The 17,405-nt window shown below is 44.4% G+C and carries 11 protein-coding genes, 2 tRNA genes and 2 rRNA genes; 6 read left to right on the top strand and 9 right to left on the bottom strand.

What is annotated here, in order from left to right; all coding sequences use genetic code 11:
- Positions 1 to 90: 90 nt before the first annotated feature.
- From ACLCDV_RS02945 to ACLCDV_RS02925, 5 genes are all read right to left on the bottom strand, one after another.
- Positions 91 to 2,972 (bottom strand): 23S ribosomal RNA (locus ACLCDV_RS02945).
- Positions 2,973 to 3,199: 227 nt separating this feature from the next.
- Positions 3,200 to 3,273: transfer RNA gene (locus tag ACLCDV_RS02940), tRNA-Ala, on the bottom strand.
- 11 nt (positions 3,274 to 3,284) lie between these two features.
- Positions 3,285 to 3,358 (bottom strand) — tRNA-Ile (locus ACLCDV_RS02935).
- A gap of 121 nt (positions 3,359 to 3,479) precedes the next feature.
- Positions 3,480 to 5,009: ribosomal RNA gene (locus ACLCDV_RS02930) — 16S ribosomal RNA — on the bottom strand.
- Together the 16S and 23S rRNA genes with 2 tRNA genes alongside form the textbook arrangement of a ribosomal RNA operon.
- 1,284 nt (positions 5,010 to 6,293) lie before the next feature.
- Complete coding sequence (locus ACLCDV_RS02925) at positions 6,294 to 7,466, bottom strand: acyl-CoA dehydrogenase family protein (protein ID WP_411972879.1); 1,173 nt, start codon at positions 7,464 to 7,466, stop codon at positions 6,294 to 6,296.
- Positions 7,467 to 7,591: 125 nt separating this feature from the next.
- Between ACLCDV_RS02925 and ACLCDV_RS02920 the strand changes: the two genes are divergently transcribed.
- Both ACLCDV_RS02920 and lat read left to right on the top strand, forming a co-directional pair.
- Positions 7,592 to 9,121: an aldehyde dehydrogenase family protein gene (locus tag ACLCDV_RS02920; protein WP_411972878.1), complete on the top strand. Its 1,530-nt coding sequence runs from the start codon at positions 7,592 to 7,594 to the stop codon at positions 9,119 to 9,121.
- Positions 9,122 to 9,140: 19 nt separating this feature from the next.
- Entirely contained in the window at positions 9,141 to 10,430 is a 1,290-nt protein-coding gene (gene lat, locus ACLCDV_RS02915; RefSeq protein WP_343571347.1) for an L-lysine 6-transaminase, read from the top strand.
- Between the two features lie 61 nt (positions 10,431 to 10,491).
- On the opposite strand, the gene ACLCDV_RS02910 is transcribed toward lat, so the two are convergent.
- The 3 genes from ACLCDV_RS02910 to ACLCDV_RS02900 form a co-directional block, all read right to left on the bottom strand.
- Positions 10,492 to 11,259: a suppressor of fused domain protein gene (locus tag ACLCDV_RS02910; protein ID WP_411972877.1), complete on the bottom strand. Its 768-nt coding sequence runs from the start codon at positions 11,257 to 11,259 to the stop codon at positions 10,492 to 10,494.
- A gap of 78 nt (positions 11,260 to 11,337) precedes the next feature.
- Positions 11,338 to 11,742 (bottom strand): energy transducer TonB, encoded by a 405-nt coding sequence (locus tag ACLCDV_RS02905; RefSeq protein ID WP_317668514.1) that lies wholly within the window; start codon positions 11,740 to 11,742, stop codon positions 11,338 to 11,340.
- A gap of 115 nt (positions 11,743 to 11,857) precedes the next feature.
- The gene (locus ACLCDV_RS02900; RefSeq protein ID WP_317668515.1) at positions 11,858 to 12,841 is read right to left on the bottom strand and encodes a hypothetical protein; all 984 of its coding nucleotides are present in this window, start codon (positions 12,839 to 12,841) and stop codon (positions 11,858 to 11,860) included.
- A 222-nt stretch (positions 12,842 to 13,063) separates the two neighbouring features.
- On the opposite strand from ACLCDV_RS02900, the gene ACLCDV_RS02895 reads away from it, so the two are divergent.
- From ACLCDV_RS02895 to ACLCDV_RS02880, 4 genes are read left to right on the top strand one after another with little or no spacing between them, the layout of a single operon-like run.
- Positions 13,064 to 13,570 carry a GbsR/MarR family transcriptional regulator gene (locus tag ACLCDV_RS02895; protein WP_411972876.1) on the top strand — a complete coding sequence of 169 codons (507 nt, stop codon included), beginning with the start codon at positions 13,064 to 13,066 and terminating at the stop codon, positions 13,568 to 13,570.
- A 4-nt stretch (positions 13,571 to 13,574) separates the two neighbouring features.
- Entirely contained in the window at positions 13,575 to 13,937 is a 363-nt protein-coding gene (locus ACLCDV_RS02890) for a hypothetical protein (protein ID WP_333576948.1), read from the top strand.
- Between the two features lie 4 nt (positions 13,938 to 13,941).
- The gene (locus ACLCDV_RS02885; RefSeq protein ID WP_075990933.1) at positions 13,942 to 14,322 is read left to right on the top strand and encodes a hypothetical protein; all 381 of its coding nucleotides are present in this window, start codon (positions 13,942 to 13,944) and stop codon (positions 14,320 to 14,322) included.
- A gap of 27 nt (positions 14,323 to 14,349) precedes the next feature.
- On the top strand, positions 14,350 to 15,240 hold the full coding sequence (locus ACLCDV_RS02880; RefSeq protein WP_411972875.1) for a TIGR01777 family oxidoreductase: 891 nt from the start codon (positions 14,350 to 14,352) through the stop codon (positions 15,238 to 15,240).
- 33 nt (positions 15,241 to 15,273) lie between these two features.
- On the opposite strand, the gene ACLCDV_RS02875 is transcribed toward ACLCDV_RS02880, so the two are convergent.
- Positions 15,274 to 17,385 carry a DNA topoisomerase 3 gene (locus tag ACLCDV_RS02875; RefSeq protein WP_411972874.1) on the bottom strand — a complete coding sequence of 704 codons (2,112 nt, stop codon included), beginning with the start codon at positions 17,383 to 17,385 and terminating at the stop codon, positions 15,274 to 15,276.
- Positions 17,386 to 17,405 lie beyond the last annotated feature (20 nt).

The raw sequence follows: 17,405 nt of genomic DNA, 5'->3' as shown, positions 1-17,405 counted from the left end.
GTTTTTCATGCCAACTGACATATGTATTGAAAGAGGTTCGTTTCCTGTATGTTTCAAAAATTAAAGAGGAAGACAACAGTGTCTGTCTGCTTGAGAAAGCTTCGGGCTATTAGTACCACTTGGCTTTGGTCTCTCAACCTTTACACCTATGGCCTATCAACGTAGTCATCTTCTACGACCCTATAAGGAAGTCTCATCTCGTGGCTAGTTTCGCACTTAGATGCTTTCAGCGCTTATCTATTCCAGACGTAGCTACCCTGCCGTACACCTGGCGGCATAACAGGTTCACCAGAGGTCTGTCCAACCCGGTCCTCTCGTACTAAGGTCAGATCCACTCAAACTTCCAACGCCCACAACAGATAGGGACCGAACTGTCTCGCGACGTTCTGAACCCAGCTCGCGTGCCACTTTAATGGGCGAACAGCCCAACCCTTGGGACCTTCTCCAGCCCCAGGATGTGACGAGCCGACATCGAGGTGCCAAACCTCCCCGTCGATATGAGCTCTTGGGGGAGATCAGCCTGTTATCCCCAGCGTACCTTTTATCCTTTGAGCGATGGCCCTTCCATACAGAACCACCGGATCACTATGTCCGTCTTTCGACCCTGTTCGACTTGTCGGTCTCACAGTCAAGCAAGCTTATGCCATTGCACTCCACGTACGGTTACCAAGCGTACTGAGCTTACCTTTGAAAGCCTCCGTTACCTTTTTGGAGGCGACCACCCCAGTCAAACTACCCACCAAACAATGTCCTCCCCATAAGGGAGTTAGAAACCGAATACAGAAAGGGCGGTATTTCAAGGTTGATTCCATGACTCCTGGCGAAGCCACTTCAACATCTCCCGCCTATCCTACACATCCTGTACCCAATCTCAATGTTAAGCTATAGTGAAGGTGCATGGGGTCTTTCCGTCCCGTTGCGGGTAATCGGCGTCTTCACCGATACCACAATTTCACCGAGCTCATGGCTGAGACAGCGCCCAGATCGTTACACCATTCGTGCAGGTCGGAACTTACCCGACAAGGAATTTCGCTACCTTAGGACCGTTATAGTTACGGCCGCCGTTTACTGGGGCTTCGATTCAATGCTTCTCTTGCGATGACATCCCCTCTTAACCTTCCAGCACCGGGCAGGTGTCAGGCCTTATACTTCATCTTGCGATTTTGCAAAGCCATATGTTTTTGTTAAACAGTCGCCTGGGCCTTTTCACTGCGGCTGCTCTTACGAGACAGCGCCCCTTCTCCCGAAGTTACAGGGCCATTTTGCCGAGTTCCTTAGCCATGACTCACTCGAGCACCTTAGGATTCTCTCCTCGACCACCTGTGTCGGTTTGCGGTACGGGTCTTCATAACCTGAAGCTTAGCGGGTTTTCTTGGAAGTCTGTTTACCTGCTCTATCAGCGCCACCGGAGCTTTGCTGTACTATTGGGTTTCAGCAGGGTCGGCGGATTTGCCTACCGTCCCTATACCTACGCCTTTCAACGAACTATTCCGTCAGTTCGCGGCAGTGTCACTACTCCGTCACCACATCGCAGTTATGAAGAGTACTGGAATATTAACCAGTTGTCCATCGGCTTGCCCCCTTCGGGTGCGCCTTAGGTCCCGACTGACCCTGATCCGATTAACGTTGATCAGGAAACCTTGGTCTTTCGGTGGGCGGGTTTCTCACCCGCCTTATCGTTACTTATGCCTACATTTGCTTTTCCATAACCTCCACAGTTCATTGCCAAACTGCTTCTCCGGCGATGGAATGCTCCCCTACCAGATGTACATCTTTCAGTACAAATCCATAGCTTCGGTACCGTTCTTGATGCCCGTTTATTATCCACGCCCGGCCGCTCGACTAGTGAGCTGTTACGCACTCTTTAAATGAATGGCTGCTTCCAAGCCAACATCCTAGCTGTCTGGGCAACCGGACCTCGTTAGTTCAACTTAGAACGGATTTGGGGACCTTAGCTGATGGTCTGGGTTCTTTCCCTCTCGGCCTTGGACCTTAGCACCCAAAGCCTCACTGCCGGCTATATTTGATAGCATTCGGAGTTCGTCTGGATTTGGTAGGATTTGACTCCCCCGCACCCAATCGGTAGCTCTACCTCTATCAAACTCTACGCCGACGCTGTTCCTAAAAACATTTCGGGGAGTACGAGCTATTTCCCAGTTTGATTGGCCTTTCACCCCTACCCTCAGGTCATCCGGAAACTTTTCAACGTTTATCGGTTCGGTCCTCCATTACATGTTACTGCAACTTCAACCTGCCCAAGGGTAGATCACAAGGTTTCGCGTCTACCTCATCTGACTATGCGCCCTATTAAGACTCGCTTTCGCTTCGGCTGCGTCCCTGAAGGACTTAACCTTGCCAGACAAGAGTAACTCGTAGGCTCATTATGCAAAAGGCACGCTGTCACAGGACCTGCCTGCTCCAACCGCTTGTAAGCACACGGTTTCAGGTTCTTTTCACTCCCCTGTTCGGGGTTCTTTTCACCTTTCCCTCACGGTACTGGTTCACTATCGGTCTCTCAGGAGTATTTAGCCTTACCAGATGGTGCTGGTGGATTCCCACAGGATTTCTCCGGTCCCGCGGTACTCAGGATACCACTATGTCAACATTCTTTACCTGTACGGGGCTCTCACCCTTGTCGCGCAGTTTCCCACCTGCTTCCAGTTCATAGCGCTGTACAATGTCGTGGTCCTACAACCCCGACCATGCCGTAACATGATCGGTTTGGGCTCTTTCCCGTTCGCTCGCCACTACTTGGGAAATCATTGTTATTTTCTTCTCCTACGCCTACTTAGATGTTTCAGTTCAGCGCGTTCGCGTTTTATACGACTATTCTTCAAATAGTCAGGTTGCCCCATTCGGAAATCTCTGGATCAAGTCGCATTTGCCAATCCCCAAAGCTTATCGCAGCTTATCACGTCCTTCTTCGCCTCTGAGAGCCTAGGCATCCCCCGTGTGCCCTTATTTACTTTCTTCACCGGCATAGCCTTTTGCTACTATGCGGCTGCTTTTGATATATATACCCGTATGCTACGTAAAGATTCGTTCGGCATTCACCGAGGGTCTCCTCTCTACATCGAACACATACACGTATTGTCTCTATACTGTTGTCTTCTCTTGTAATTTTTTTCTCTTTCAATATGTCAAAGAACTCTTTTTCCGGTATATATGAAGTATATCGCTATACACTTCCCCGGAGACGTGGAGAATAACGGATTCGAACCGTTGACCCCCTGCGTGCAAGGCAGGTGCTCTAGCCAGCTGAGCTAATTCCCCAAACGTTTTCGTAGTCCCGAGCAGATTTGAACTGCTGACCCCTACATTATCAGTGTAGTGCTCTAACCAACTGAGCTACGGGACTAGCTTATCTTGTTCATCTCTTTCTCTCGGTCCTGCTCCCTTAGGGGCGGGCACTTTCTTCTGATGTTTTTTTCTTCTGCAATCATATGTAACGTGACGAGCACCGATCTTCGATACTCTAGAAAGGAGGTATTCCAGCCGCACCTTCCGGTACGGCTACCTTGTTACGACTTAGCCCCAATTATCGGTTTTACCCTAACACGCTCCTTGCGGTAACATGCTTTAGGTACCCCCAACTTTCATGGCTTGACGGGCGGTGTGTACAAGGCCCGGGAACGTATTCACCGCGTCATTGCTGATACGCGATTACTAGCGAATCCAACTTCATGGGGTCGAGTTGCAGACCCCAATCCGAACTGTGAATGGCTTTTAGAGATTAGCATCATATTGCTATGTAGCTGCCCGCTGTACCATCCATTGTAGCACGTGTGTAGCCCCGGACGTAAGGGCCATGATGACTTGACGTCGTCCCCACCTTCCTCTCTGTTTGCACAGGCAGTCTGTTTAGAGTCCCCACCACTACATGCTGGCAACTAAACATAGGGGTTGCGCTCGTTGCGGGACTTAACCCAACACCTCACGGCACGAGCTGACGACAGCCATGCAGCACCTAGTTTCGTGTCCCGAAGGACGAGTGCGTCTCTGCACTCTTCACTAACTTTCAAGCCCGGGTAAGGTTCCTCGCGTATCATCGAATTAAACCACATGCTCCTCCGCTTGTGCGGGCCCCCGTCAATTCCTTTGAGTTTCACCCTTGCGGGCGTACTCCCCAGGTGGATAACTTAACGCTTTCGCTTGGACGCTGGCTGTCTATCGCCAACATCGAGTTATCATCGTTTAGGGCGTGGACTACCAGGGTATCTAATCCTGTTCGATCCCCACGCTTTCGTGCATCAGCGTCAATACCAGCTTAGTGAGCTGCCTTCGCAATCGGAGTTCTAAGACATATCTATGCATTTCACCGCTACTTGTCTTATTCCGCCCACTTCAAATGGATTCAAGCCCATCAGTATCAAAGGCACTGCGATGGTTGAGCCACCGTATTTCACCCCTGACTTAATAGGCCGCCTACGCACCCTTTAAACCCAATAAATCCGGATAACGCTCGGATCCTCCGTATTACCGCGGCTGCTGGCACGGAGTTAGCCGATCCTTATTCTTCCAGTACATTCAGCTAGATACACGTATCTAGGTTTATTCCTGGACAAAAGCAGTTTACAACCCATAGGGCAGTCATCCTGCACGCGGCATGGCTGGTTCAGGCTTCCGCCCATTGACCAATATTCCTTACTGCTGCCTCCCGTAGGAGTCTGGTCCGTGTCTCAGTACCAGTGTGGGGGATTCTCCTCTCAGAGCCCCTAGACATCGTCGCCTTGGTAAGCCGTTACCCTACCAACTAGCTAATGTCACGCGAGCCCATCTCTATCCTATAAATATTTAATCAACTGAACATGCGAACTGTTGATGTTATGCGGTGTTAATCTCTCTTTCGAGAGGCTATCCCCCTGATAGAGGTAGGTTGCTCACGCGTTACGCACCCGTGCGCCACTCTCACCATCTTCGAGCAAGCTCTCCGATGGATCCCGTCCGACTTGCATGTATTAGGCCTGCCGCTAGCGTTCATCCTGAGCCAGGATCAAACTCTCCATTGTAAAATGAAGTTTTTGATTCCAACTATTTATAATAATCAGAATTCTTTTTTTATATCTCTGATCTTGGATCGAATTGAACGAATTACTTGAATTTGTTCATGACTTTCGTTTGCCTACTCGTCACGCTTACATGATTGTGTTTTCTTAAAGAACTCTGTCGCTTCAACTTCCGTATCCGCTTTATTCCGATGGGCATTGCGCCACTCTTTATCGTTTTGTTTTTCCCTTCGTTTCCGTTGGGACTGCAAAGGTAGAAATCTTTTCCGAACTTCCAAAAACTTTTTGAAGTTTTTTTTTCTTTCCTCTTTTTTCGATTTCCGCGTTTAAAATAAACTGAACGGGATTTTAGATCCTGCCAGACTTCTCTTAAACCCTTCTTTTTTCATGGTTTCCCTCTTTCGGGGTAACCGTCCCTCCCTTGCGGAGTGGTGCAAAGATAGGGAGTTTAGGAACAAACTTCCAAGCCTTTTGTTCTTATTTATTTCATTTTGTTCTTAACTGCCTGTAACGGTGCACGATTCTTTTTGTAAAACAGGTGATCGGAGGGCTGGAATAGCTGATCCGGTCGCCAGATTGGGCCTTCGGAGAACCTCAGGTTATCCTATAGCGTATGGAGGCAGGCTTCGCACTGGATCTATTACCAATTTCGTCTAACTTTTGTAGTTAATTAATAGGGGTATTACAGGGGGATAACAGGGGGTTAACAGGGGGTTAGCAGGGGTACAAGCCCTGTTATCCCCCTGTTAAAACGGTGCTATACTGCTGTTAATTACAAATCGGTATACAATTTGAACATAAGCAACGTAATAACAGAGATCCGCAACGGTTAATACCATCGATATACATAATAGAGATAGGAGGTGACCGCGAACTGCAACCGCAGCGGAATAGAGGATGGCAGAACTGGCCTAAAGTAGACCTCGATCAATTCTCATTCTGGTGTAGGGTTTACTTAAATACCAATTAAAATCTTGCTTAAAGAAGAACCAAATAAAAGCGAATAAATAGAACACGACATAAATAACCCTATAAGTGTCCCAGCATCCAACCAGAATCGCCATGATATAGGCATTTTTTTATGAAAACGTTAGCCTGCTATCCGTTTTGGAGATTGCTCATATAGCGCGAAAGCATGAGATTAAGAATAAATAAGGCCATACAAACCGAAGGTTTATTTTGGCAATAGCAAAGCCTACACAAACTATACGATGCTTTAGTGAATTTTTATTCACTAAAGCATCGTATAGCTAATCCCCGTGGAAACTGTGGGAGCAAAGAAAATGATCAAGAAAAAGCGTTCAGCCCCGTAATATCCTGTCCTGTGATTAATAAATGAATATCATGTGTCCCTTCATAGGTAACTACAGACTCTAGGTTCATCATATGCCGCATTATTGGAAAGTCACCAACAATCCCCATTCCGCCAAGGATCTGCCTAGATTCACGCGCTATCTGTAGCGCCATATTCACATTGTTCCGTTTTGCCATGGAGATTTGCTGTGGCGTCGCTCGTCCCTCATTTTTGAGCTGCCCTAAACGCCACGACAACAACTGCGCCTTGGTAATTTCTGTCAGAAATTCCGCTAACTTCTTTTGCTGCAATTGAAAACCAGCAATTGGTTTATCAAACTGATGTCGCTCCAACGCGTATTGAACCGCAGTTTCATAACAGTCTATTGCTGCTCCGATCACCCCCCATGAAATTCCATAGCGGGCTGAATTCAAACAGGAAAGCGGTCCACGCATTGAATTTACAGCAGGAAGCACATTTTCCGCAGGGATATAAACATCATGAAAAACCAATTCACCTGTTTTGGAAGCGCGCAACGACCACTTATGCAAGGTCTCGGGAGTTTCAAAACCAGCCATTCCACGCTCAACAATTACTCCCCGTACTTTTGCGGACTCATCTCGTGCCCAAACGACGGCAATATCACAGACAGGCGAATTTGTAATCCACATCTTTGCCCCATTTAATAAAAAACCATCTCCTTTTGCCGTCAATTTCGTTTCCATTCCACCCGGATCAGATCCATGATTAGGCTCAGTAAGCCCAAAAGAACCGACCAACTCGCCGGATGCCAACCCCGGTAAATATTTACGACGCTGCTCCTCGCTGCCATAGGTATAAATCGGAAACATCACCAAAGAGGACTGCACCGATGCCGCCGAACGAATTGCCGAGTCACCGGCTTCCAGTTCCTGCATAATCAAGCCATAAGAAATCTGATCCAATCCCGCCCCGCCATATTCAGCAGGAATATAAGGCCCCAAAGCTCCAATTGCACCTAATTTAGGCATCAACCCCTCAATAGCACGGTGTTCCTGTGCCGCATCTTCAATGAAAGGCTTGATCTCTGTTTTCACAAAATCACGGACAGACTGCCGTATCAGTTTATGTTCTTCGGACAATAAATCATCCACCTGGTAATAATCGATATTAATCTGTTTGATCATGATATAGTCTACATTAGCTTATCTAAGATAATGATTATTTTTCACTGAACAATATTCAGAACAAACTTGTCAACAAAAAATTTATTTCATATATTTAAACTATTCCACGAATAAAATAAACCATTATGATACAATCAGCGCTTAAAACACTTGGAATATCTTCCCTGAATTTAGGATCATCAACTGGACAGCAATGGTTTTCCGAAGGTAAAGAATTCGAATCCATTTCACCTGTCGATGGAAAACCCATCGCAAAAATAAAAGGCAGCAATCGTAAGGACTATGAAGCGGTCATTAAGCAGGCAGGAGATGCTTTTTTACAATGGCGCCTACTACCTGCCCCGAAAAGAGGCGACATTGTTCGTCAATTGGGAGACAAGCTCCGTGAACTCAAACCCATTCTCGGAAAATTAGTTTCCTATGAAATGGGTAAATCTTACCAAGAAGGCATGGGGGAAGTGCAAGAGATGATCGATATCTGCGACTTTGCGTTAGGCCTATCCCGCCAACTGTATGGTAACACCATCCACTCGGAACGCCCCGGGCACCGCATGTACGACCAATATCACCCTTTGGGCGTTGTAGGTATTATTACAGCATTTAACTTTCCGGTGGCGGTATGGGCATGGAACACCGCCCTCGCCCTGGTCTGCGGCAATACTGTCGTCTGGAAACCCAGCGAAAAAACACCGCTATGTGCCATAGCTTGCCAAAAATTACTTGCAGAAATCCTACACAACAACGGGCTGCCCGAAGGAATATCCAACCTCATTATGGGCGACAGAGAAGTTGGCGAGTGGCTTTCGGCAGACAACCGCATCGCTTTGATTTCTGCAACAGGATCCACGCGCATGGGAAAAGAAGTCGCCGTCACCGTAGCACAACGCCTCGGTAAAACACTTTTGGAACTCGGTGGAAACAATGCAATCATCGTTACTCCAGACGCAGACTTAAAAATGACCATCATCGGCGCTGTATTTGGTGCCGTGGGTACAGCCGGACAACGCTGTACAAGTACGCGAAGACTTATTATCCATGAGCACATTTATGACAATGTCAAAAAACAACTGACCAAAGCTTATGGTCAGTTAAAAATTGGTGACCCTTTGGACACGAAAAATCATGTAGGACCATTGATCGACAAAGCCGCCGTAAAATCATACTTAAACGCACTGGACAAAATTAAAACACAAGGGGGAAAAATGCTGATCAAGGGAAAGGTACTTGAAGGCAAAGGCTATGAAAGTGGCTGTTATGTGCAGCCTGTCATTGCCGAAGTCGAAAATCATTATGAAATCGTACAGCATGAGACCTTTGCCCCTATTCTTTACTTAATCAAATACAAGGGAGATATCAGTGCGGCCATAGACTTACAAAACAGCGTCGCACAGGGATTGTCTTCTGCCGTTATGACGAACAACCTACGGGAAGCCGAGCTATTTCTGAGTGCTGCTGGCTCTGATTGCGGTATCGCCAACGTCAATATCGGCACATCAGGAGCCGAAATCGGAGGTGCTTTTGGAGGCGAAAAGGAGACTGGCGGAGGTCGGGAATCTGGGTCAGATGCCTGGAAAGCCTATATGCGCCGTCAGACAAATACCATCAATTATACGACTGACCTACCGTTGGCACAAGGTATCAAATTTGATTTATAAACCATTTACACACAAAATTATGAGCAACGTACATGAAAGATTAAGCAAACATATATTGGCCGATGGATTTCCTTTGGTTATGGATATGGAAAAATCCCATGGCTCTTATGTCGTGGATGAAAATGGGGATGAATACCTCGATATGTTCAGTATGTTTGCTTCCATGGCCGTGGGTTACAATCATCCACATTTGGTCAAACAACGTGACTTCTTAGGCAAAATGGCCGTCAATAAGCCAGCCATGTCTGATATTTACCCAAAAGAGTTTGCTGATTTTGTCGACACTTTTGACCGCGTAGCCATACCGAAAGAACTCTCCTATGCCTTTTTCATATCAGGCGGAACACTCGCCGTGGAAAATGCTTTAAAAGCTGCCTTCGACTGGAAAACAAGGCTTAATTTTGCACAGGGAATACAAAAGGAAGCCAGCCAGGTCATTCACTTTAAACAGGCTTTTCATGGCAGATCCGGGTATACCCTGTCCTTAACAAATACACAAGACCCCAGAAAATACCTTTATTTTCCAAAGTTCAACTGGCCACGCATTACCAATCCGAAGTTGAGCTACCCCTTAACAAGCGAACATATTGAGCAGACTATTACTTTGGAGGAAAAGGCTGTCTCTGAAATACACCAAGCCCTTGCCGCCAACCCCAACGATATTGCCTGTATCATTATTGAACCGATACAGGGTGAAGGTGGCGACAACCATTTTCGAAAGGAATTTTTCGTACAGCTTCGTCAAATCTGTGATGAAAATCAGATCCTATTGATTTTTGACGAAGTACAGACCGGATTGGGTATTACGGGGAAAATGTGGGCTTACCAACATTACAACGTAATTCCCGATATCATTGCCTTCGGCAAAAAAGCCCAGGTATGTGGTATACTGGCGAGTAAGGAAAAATTTGATCAGGTGGAGCATCATGTCTTTAAAGAATCCAGTCGTATCAATTCAACATTTGGTGGCGATTTTATGGATATGCTCCGCTTTAAATTAATTCTTGAAGTCATAGAACAGGAAAATCTCGTTCAAAATGCAGCAGAAAAAGGGCGCTATCTACAAGATAAGCTCCAGGAACTGCTAGCGAAAAAACCGCAGCTGTCCAATTTACGAGGTGAGGGTTTATTCGTTGCATTGGATTTCGCATCGGAAGCTGCACGCAATGAATTTATCAAAAATGCCTATGCAAATAAACTGATTATGTTAGGCTGTGGAGAGAAAAGTATCCGTTTTAGACCGCACCTTAATGTGAGTTATGAGGATATCGATAAAACGATAGCAATTATAGAAAAGAGTATTTCCTAAAAAATAAGCAATGCTAAAAAGCTTCAATGTAGCCAATAGCATTGCTTATTTTTTTTATAAACTATCTATCTCTACATACATTGGGACGGTCAATATCGACCAGTTCTGAAATTCCATACTCATCAAACAGGTCTAAGAGTGCATCTGTCCCCTCTTCAAGTTTGTAATCCATCTCTTCTTTATATACAGGGATCATTGCATAAAAATTGATCAGATTACCATCTTTGGTTTTTAACTCCAAAAATTCCTCATCAAAACTTAGCATAGGTGGAAGCAGCAACATACAACCGAAACCTGTATTTGCAATATCTTCGGCTTCCATCCCATTGGGAATGGTATGCCCATATCCCAACCAGGTTTTGTACTCATGTGGAAACCGCGCTAATCTTTTCAAAAAGTAGACCGGCCAATAATTGTTGTCATCCTGAAATTCCTCTTCTCCGATCTTCCAATCTGCGGGCAACACGACCATCAGCTCCGCCCGCTCATAAGTCTCTTTGTTTTCAACTTCATCAGGAACATGCATGGCCAAATCACTCATGCCCGAAGTAACCAATATATGGAATGGATAGTTTGCACTTGGTTTAATCCAATGCACATCGATATGAACAAGTTCGGAGATAATCTCATGGAACACCATATCGGGTTCGGCAATATATTTGGTCAAATGCTCCTCGATTTCATCCAGATAGACACATTGTACCTCCGGAAATAGGCTTTTTGGATCCTTATCATCAGATTGATCTTCATAACGGTAGACCGTAGACCCTCCGGCAGTAATTTCTTTATCTTTTTTTTCGGACGGAGATTCTTCCTCTTCGCCGTTCATAATTTTTTTGACTTTATCCCAAAATGACATATTATCTTATAAATGGTGAAAATGTTAGCGATTATTTTCTATTCAAATTTATTCAATTACAGCTACTACAGGCTGTCTAAATCTTGTTTTAACTGGTTTTCCTTTGACCTGTCCCGGCATCCATTGCGGCGATCTGCGCATGGCGGACAACACAGCCTTCGCAAACTCGGGACTCACCTTATCGGGATTCTCGATTTCAATATTACAGATCTCCCCATCTTCACAAACAATAAATTTCAGCATTGCCGTCTGCCGAGATCCGTATTTTGCATAGGCCACACTGTCCATTGCCCTGATTGTTCCCGACAAATCCAGGTTATTTTGCAAAAATCTGGACCAGGCCACCACCCCGCCCTTGAAATAGGGAAAATCATCAACGTGCTGTGCAATACTGTCTGCAGGAATATCCCGTTTAGCAATCACTTGTGCACCTGCGGAAGTACACAATACCATAAAAAGTAGAATTGAAAAAAAAGTCTTAAATCCCGTTAAATACATAACCTATCCTATCCATAATCGTACCATTTAACGCTTGTATAAGATAATTTATTGCTTTAAATCCTCCGGACTAATTGAGCGGCATAGCAACCTCTGCAATAAACGCCCCTTTTTCATCAACAAGAAAACTGATCGGATGCTCTGGATTTTTAATAATCTCGAATAAAGTCAATCCCCAAGGTTTCCAAAAATTTTCCAAAACTTGGCCATAAGTCTTATTTTGCCAATGATCAAAGATAGGTTTCATCGACATATCTGCTAATGGCATAGGTTCAACATAGACTTTTTGCGGGGTGTTTAGATAGGTATAATCTGGCAGACGGTTAAATAAGTAGGCTGAATAAAAATAGCGGGCACACAATTCTTCAAACTGGATCGGGTGTAATGTTTTGCCCGCAATGACTTTGAGAATATCCTCGTGATAAATATTGTTTGTCGCATTATCTTGAAGACAGGCAACTACAGCAAAATTCTTCATACGGATCGAGAAGATCAAGGTATTGATTTCATCACGATACATAAATGTATCAGGTGCATTCTCAACAGGTACAACAACCAATGAAAATGGGAATGTATTTTCAAACTCCATCGGTACAACCAGAGACTGTAACATTGCATGTAGATTCGTAAAACGCTGCGCGAGTGCCTGAGAAAAATTCATATCTTCACCAGAAGCTTTTTGCTGCTGAATTCCCGCAAGAATTTCATTAAAAACCACCCCATAGATGATTTTTGTCATCCATTGAAACAATAGTAATGGATCCAACTGTTTGACAGCTTCATAGCCTTGTTCAAACGACTGTTCTACCGCACGCTCCATTTGCTCAATAGCTTCAGCAGCAGCCATGGAACACGGTAGTTTCAACGATTTGTAAGTAACCAGATTCTCATCCAGCATTTTAAAAGGTTTATCTTCCAATTGAAAAGATTTCATCATCCATACAGGAAACACCTGAATGGATTCTTCTTCCGACTGAAGCTTATTCCCTGTTAAAAAACAAATATCTGAATCAAACTGAAATTGTTTGAATGGATTATACAAAGTTGTCGCCATAATGCAGGCAAAGTTAAAACAAATCGAAAAGTCCGCAAGAAAAGCAAATTCTTATTACGATATGGTGACTTGCATCCTTAAACTTATTTTATTTTCAGAAATTATTGAAAATTAAAAAACTTTAAATACCTTTGATATAGGCAATCACAAAAAGGATGGGAAAGCCGATCGGTTCAATAGTCCGATAAAAACAAATTGAGGTATTGGCAAAATAAAAGTACGATGGAATTACAAGAAGCAAAACAACAGTTCATAGACACCTGGGGCGCATTAGGTTCTGAATGGGGGATCAACAAATCTGTTGCTCAGGTTCATGCCCTACTCCTTTCCGCAAGCAATCCCATGTCTACAGATGAGATTATGGAAAAGTTGGTGATTTCCCGCGGGAATGCCAATATGAGTATCCGGCAATTGATCGATTATGGTATTGTCTACAAAAAACATATTGCTGGTGATCGAAAGGAATATTTCGTCGCAGAGAAAGAGGTCTTAAAATGGGCGATGAAAATTGCGGTGATGCGTAAGCAGAAAGAGCTTGACCCCGTTATGGATGTTCTAAAGGATATAAGCCGGAATACCGAAAAGGACCAGACAGCAGAAGGCAAAGAGTTCCATAAAACGGTAAAGGACATCCAAAATCTGACGGATCAACTCGAAACAATTGCCAACAAGATTTTCAATACAAGCGGCGGAGATTTATTAATCAAATTGATCAAACTAATGATGTAGCGTCATGAACTTCAATATCCTAGCGTACGCAATCTACGGCCTGCTCACCTGTTATATTATTCTTTGGGTGGGTCGGTTATTCCATAAAAATGGTCGGATTTTCATCCGATCACTTTTTCACCAGGAGGTCAACTTGGCCGATACGACAAATAATTTATTGCTGCTGGGATATTATCTACTCAACATCGGATATGCAATCCTGCAATTTAGTTATTGGCGACAAATTGAATCATTTGATGAAATGATCAGCAGCATTGCCTTTAAAACAGGACGATTACTTTTTGTCCTTGTTGGGTTACATTACTTCAATATGCTCAGCATTTACTTTTCCGCAAAAAGAAAGAATTCATTAACCATTAAACATTAATATCATGGGAAATTTAACAGTTATCGGGTACTTTATCTACTTACCCATTGCAATAGGATTAACCTATTATGTTGCCTACGTGCTTTTTAAAAATAGCATTGTTTACATGAATGATATCTTTGCCGGTAGGCCGGAGGTAGCCCATGCGACGAATAATTTATTTCGCATCGGATTCTACCTCATGAATTTGGGATTTGCACTCTATATACTTGAAATCAGCCTGTACAAGCCGAGCATTCAGGAACTCATTGAGCGTCTGAGTTATAAAATCGGTGGATTTAGCATATATCTTGGTGTAATGCTCTTTCTTAATATGTTTCTCTTCTTTAGAGGCAAACGGATTGCAAAACAACGAAGAAACATGGATACAACCTTCAACGCCTAATAAAAACAGACTGCAAATACACTTGCCATGAATAAAATAGTCATCGCTGGAGGAACAGGTTTTGTTGGACAATATCTTTCCGAGAGATTTCGTACATTAGGCTATCAGGTTATCACCATTGGCCGTCGGCGGGGCAATATCCTTTGGACCGATCGATCCGCTATTTCCGATTCACTGGAAAATGCAGCGATGCTAATCAATCTAGCCGGAAAATCTGTCAACTGTCGGTATAACGAAAAAAATAAGGCCGAAATATTTTCTTCACGAACAGCAACGACTACGCTTCTCGGGGAGCTCATAGCAGGCTGTACCAATCCACCAAAACTATGGCTAAACGCGAGTACCGCCACCATCTATCGTCACGCCGAAGATCGTCCAATGACAGAAAGTTCGGGGGAGATCGGAACAGGTTTTTCCGTTGATGTTGCAACATTATGGGAAAAGACTTTCTTCGACTTCAAATCGGAAAAGACAAGACAGGTGGCACTTCGGATGGCGATAGTTTTGGGCGCGGATGGAGGGGTTATCCTTCCTTTTAAAAATCTTGTACGTGCCGGACTAGGGGGAATACAGGGAAATGGCCGGCAATATTTTAGCTGGATTCATATTGAAGATCTATTTCAGCTTATTTTGTTCTTAAAAGGCCATGAGGATTTGTATGGTGTCGTCAATTGTGCGGCACCCAACCCGATTATGAATAAGACTTTTATGGCAACTTTTAGACAGGTAATGAACCGCAAAATTGGCCTACCATCTCCCAAATGGCTACTGGAAATAGGTGCGGCTTTAATTGGCACGGAGACAGAGCTGCTTTTAAAAAGCCGTTGGGTATTACCTGAAAGGTTGGAGAACAGTGGATTTACCTTCCAGTTTCCAACAATTTCAACTGCTTTGCAGGATATTCTGCAGCGGGGATAAAAACCGAAAAGATAAATACGTGGGGTAAACCGTTTATCCCACGTTAACCTTGAAATTTTCAAATACAAGCGGCGCAGTGACAATGGCGCCCTCGTTATTTTTTACGCCTTTAAACTCGGAGGTTTTTCCTTTCTCCAGCAGGTTCTTCATCTCTTTTTCGTCCAGAAAGATACCATTTAATGTCCGCCAGATCTTAAAATCACATCCACGGGCATAATGGTCGCACTGGGCCACTTTATCGTAGAGCAAAATCAATCCCTTCTCACATTTCGGACATTTTATCTTTCCTTTTTGTTGAGGTTTAACTTCCTCTTGTGCGAGAGAAATCCGCAGTGTCAACAATTCTTTTGTGATTTTGGCCGTATAGTCCTTAATATGTTTCATAAAAACATCGTAAGACACTTTATTGGCCCGCATTTCCTCCAGCTTCTGCTCCCATTTACCGGTCAAGGTTACTTTGGCAATGGAACGATCTTTTACAAGATTGTATACCGCAAGCCCCTTTTCCGTTGGAATCAGTTTTTTCTTGTCGCGCTTAATATAATCACGTTGAAAAAGTGTTTCGATGGTTGCAGCACGCGTAGCAGGTGTACCAAGTCCACAGTCCTTCATGGCCTGACGCATCTCATCATCTTCAATTTCCTTTCCAGAAGTTTCCATGGCCTTTAGTAAAGAAGCTTCCGTATGGATAGGTCTTGCTTTTGTAAAACGTTCGGCAAGCTCGAGGGTCAGAACCTGCAATAATTCCTCGGCTAATAGCCTCGGTAATTGCGCATTTTCATTATCCTGATCGTCATTGTTCTTATCTTCATCAGGCGCTTCGATCTGCTCCGCGGAAAGACGCCAGCCGTATTGCTTGATCACAGTACCTTTGGCGATAAGTTCAACTCCCTGCGCATCAATTGTCACGGTGGTAATATCTTTTATACAAACTTCCGAGAAACTTTCCACCATACGCTTGGCAATCATATTGTAAACGTTCTGTTGCTCTTTGAGCATGGGCCCCGGCTTTTCATCCGTCACCAACAAGGCGTGGTGATCTGTTACCTTTTTGTCATCGACAGAACGTTTGTTCAATTTTGCGCCGATCAGATTTTTTGCAATCGATGCAATGGATTCATCCGCGGTATCTGCTAAATGTTGAAAAAGTGCGCCAATTTCTTCAAAAACATCCTCACCGATGTAACGGGAACCCGTACGCGGATAAGTAATGACCTTCTTTTCGTAAAGTGTTTGTGCAATACTCAGTGTCTGATCTGCCGAATAACCATATTTTTTATTTGCATCCTGTTGCAGCGATGTCAAATCAAATAGCAAGGGGGGCTGCTCTTTTGTTTCTTTGGCTTCCACCTTTGCCACACGGGAATTGGAACCAACGGTCAATCGCGCAATGGTTTGCTCGGCAACATCCTTTTTATCGATCTTATTGGAGGTTGCCTTAAAACTGATATTGTCTTTTTCAAACCCGGCCTGGATTTTATAAAATGCCTGGGGTTTAAAATCTTTGTTTTCCAGGTAGCGCGAACAAATCATGGCCAAAGTTGGTGTCTGTACACGGCCCAAAGAAAGTAATCCTTTATTTCCCGCCGCCAAGGTGATGGCCTGCGTCGCATTGATACCGATGAGCCAGTCGGATTCCGAACGTGAGCGAGCAGACATATATAGGCTATCGTATTCGGTACCTGCTTTCAGATTGGCAAATCCTTCTTTAATGGCCTTATCTGTTTGGCTGGATATCCAAAGGCGTTTAAAAGGGACTTTAGAACCCAAAAAATAGTATATATTACGAAAGATCAATTCCCCTTCCCGTCCAGCATCGGTCGCCACAATAATTTCTTCGGCCTGTTCTAAAAGGGATTTTATGGTGTTGAGTTGTTTCACTGCTCCAGTATCATCCATCTGCTTGCCATCACGCTTCACCTTCTTCGACTCCAGCTTAAATGTTGGTGGAATGATCGGCAAGTTCGAGATTGTCCACGAATTGTATCCGTAAGCCTGTGGCGTACAGAGTTGAACCAAATGACCAAAAGCATACGTAAAAGCATAGCCATTGCCGGCGATATAACCGTCTTTGACTTCCTTCGCCCCCATCACTCGAGCCAGATCACGCGCCACGGAGGGCTTTTCAGCAATTACAACCTTCATTTTAGATATGAGATGTTAGA

The organism is Sphingobacterium sp. Lzh-3 (assembly GCF_046764375.1).
In the GTDB taxonomy this organism is placed as follows: Bacteria; Bacteroidota; Bacteroidia; order Sphingobacteriales; family Sphingobacteriaceae; genus Sphingobacterium.
Note: the sequence above shows the minus strand (reverse complement) of the source record. Positions and strands in the feature narration are given on the sequence as shown.

Excerpts from the sequence above, each read along its gene's own strand:
- ACLCDV_RS02925 (WP_411972879.1), bottom strand. The coding sequence starts at position 7,466 with ATGATCAAACAGATTAATATCGATTATTACCAGGTGGATGATTTATTG.
- ACLCDV_RS02920 (WP_411972878.1), top strand. The coding sequence starts at position 7,592 with ATGATACAATCAGCGCTTAAAACACTTGGAATATCTTCCCTGAATTTA.
- lat (WP_343571347.1), top strand. The coding sequence starts at position 9,141 with ATGAGCAACGTACATGAAAGATTAAGCAAACATATATTGGCCGATGGA.
- ACLCDV_RS02910 (WP_411972877.1), bottom strand. The coding sequence starts at position 11,259 with ATGAACGGCGAAGAGGAAGAATCTCCGTCCGAAAAAAAAGATAAAGAA.
- ACLCDV_RS02905 (WP_317668514.1), bottom strand. The coding sequence starts at position 11,742 with ATGGTATTGTGTACTTCCGCAGGTGCACAAGTGATTGCTAAACGGGAT.
- ACLCDV_RS02900 (WP_317668515.1), bottom strand. The coding sequence starts at position 12,841 with ATGGCGACAACTTTGTATAATCCATTCAAACAATTTCAGTTTGATTCA.
- ACLCDV_RS02895 (WP_411972876.1), top strand. The coding sequence starts at position 13,064 with ATGGAATTACAAGAAGCAAAACAACAGTTCATAGACACCTGGGGCGCA.
- ACLCDV_RS02890 (WP_333576948.1), top strand. The coding sequence starts at position 13,575 with ATGAACTTCAATATCCTAGCGTACGCAATCTACGGCCTGCTCACCTGT.
- ACLCDV_RS02885 (WP_075990933.1), top strand. The coding sequence starts at position 13,942 with ATGGGAAATTTAACAGTTATCGGGTACTTTATCTACTTACCCATTGCA.
- ACLCDV_RS02880 (WP_411972875.1), top strand. The coding sequence starts at position 14,350 with ATGAATAAAATAGTCATCGCTGGAGGAACAGGTTTTGTTGGACAATAT.
- ACLCDV_RS02875 (WP_411972874.1), bottom strand. The coding sequence starts at position 17,385 with ATGAAGGTTGTAATTGCTGAAAAGCCCTCCGTGGCGCGTGATCTGGCT.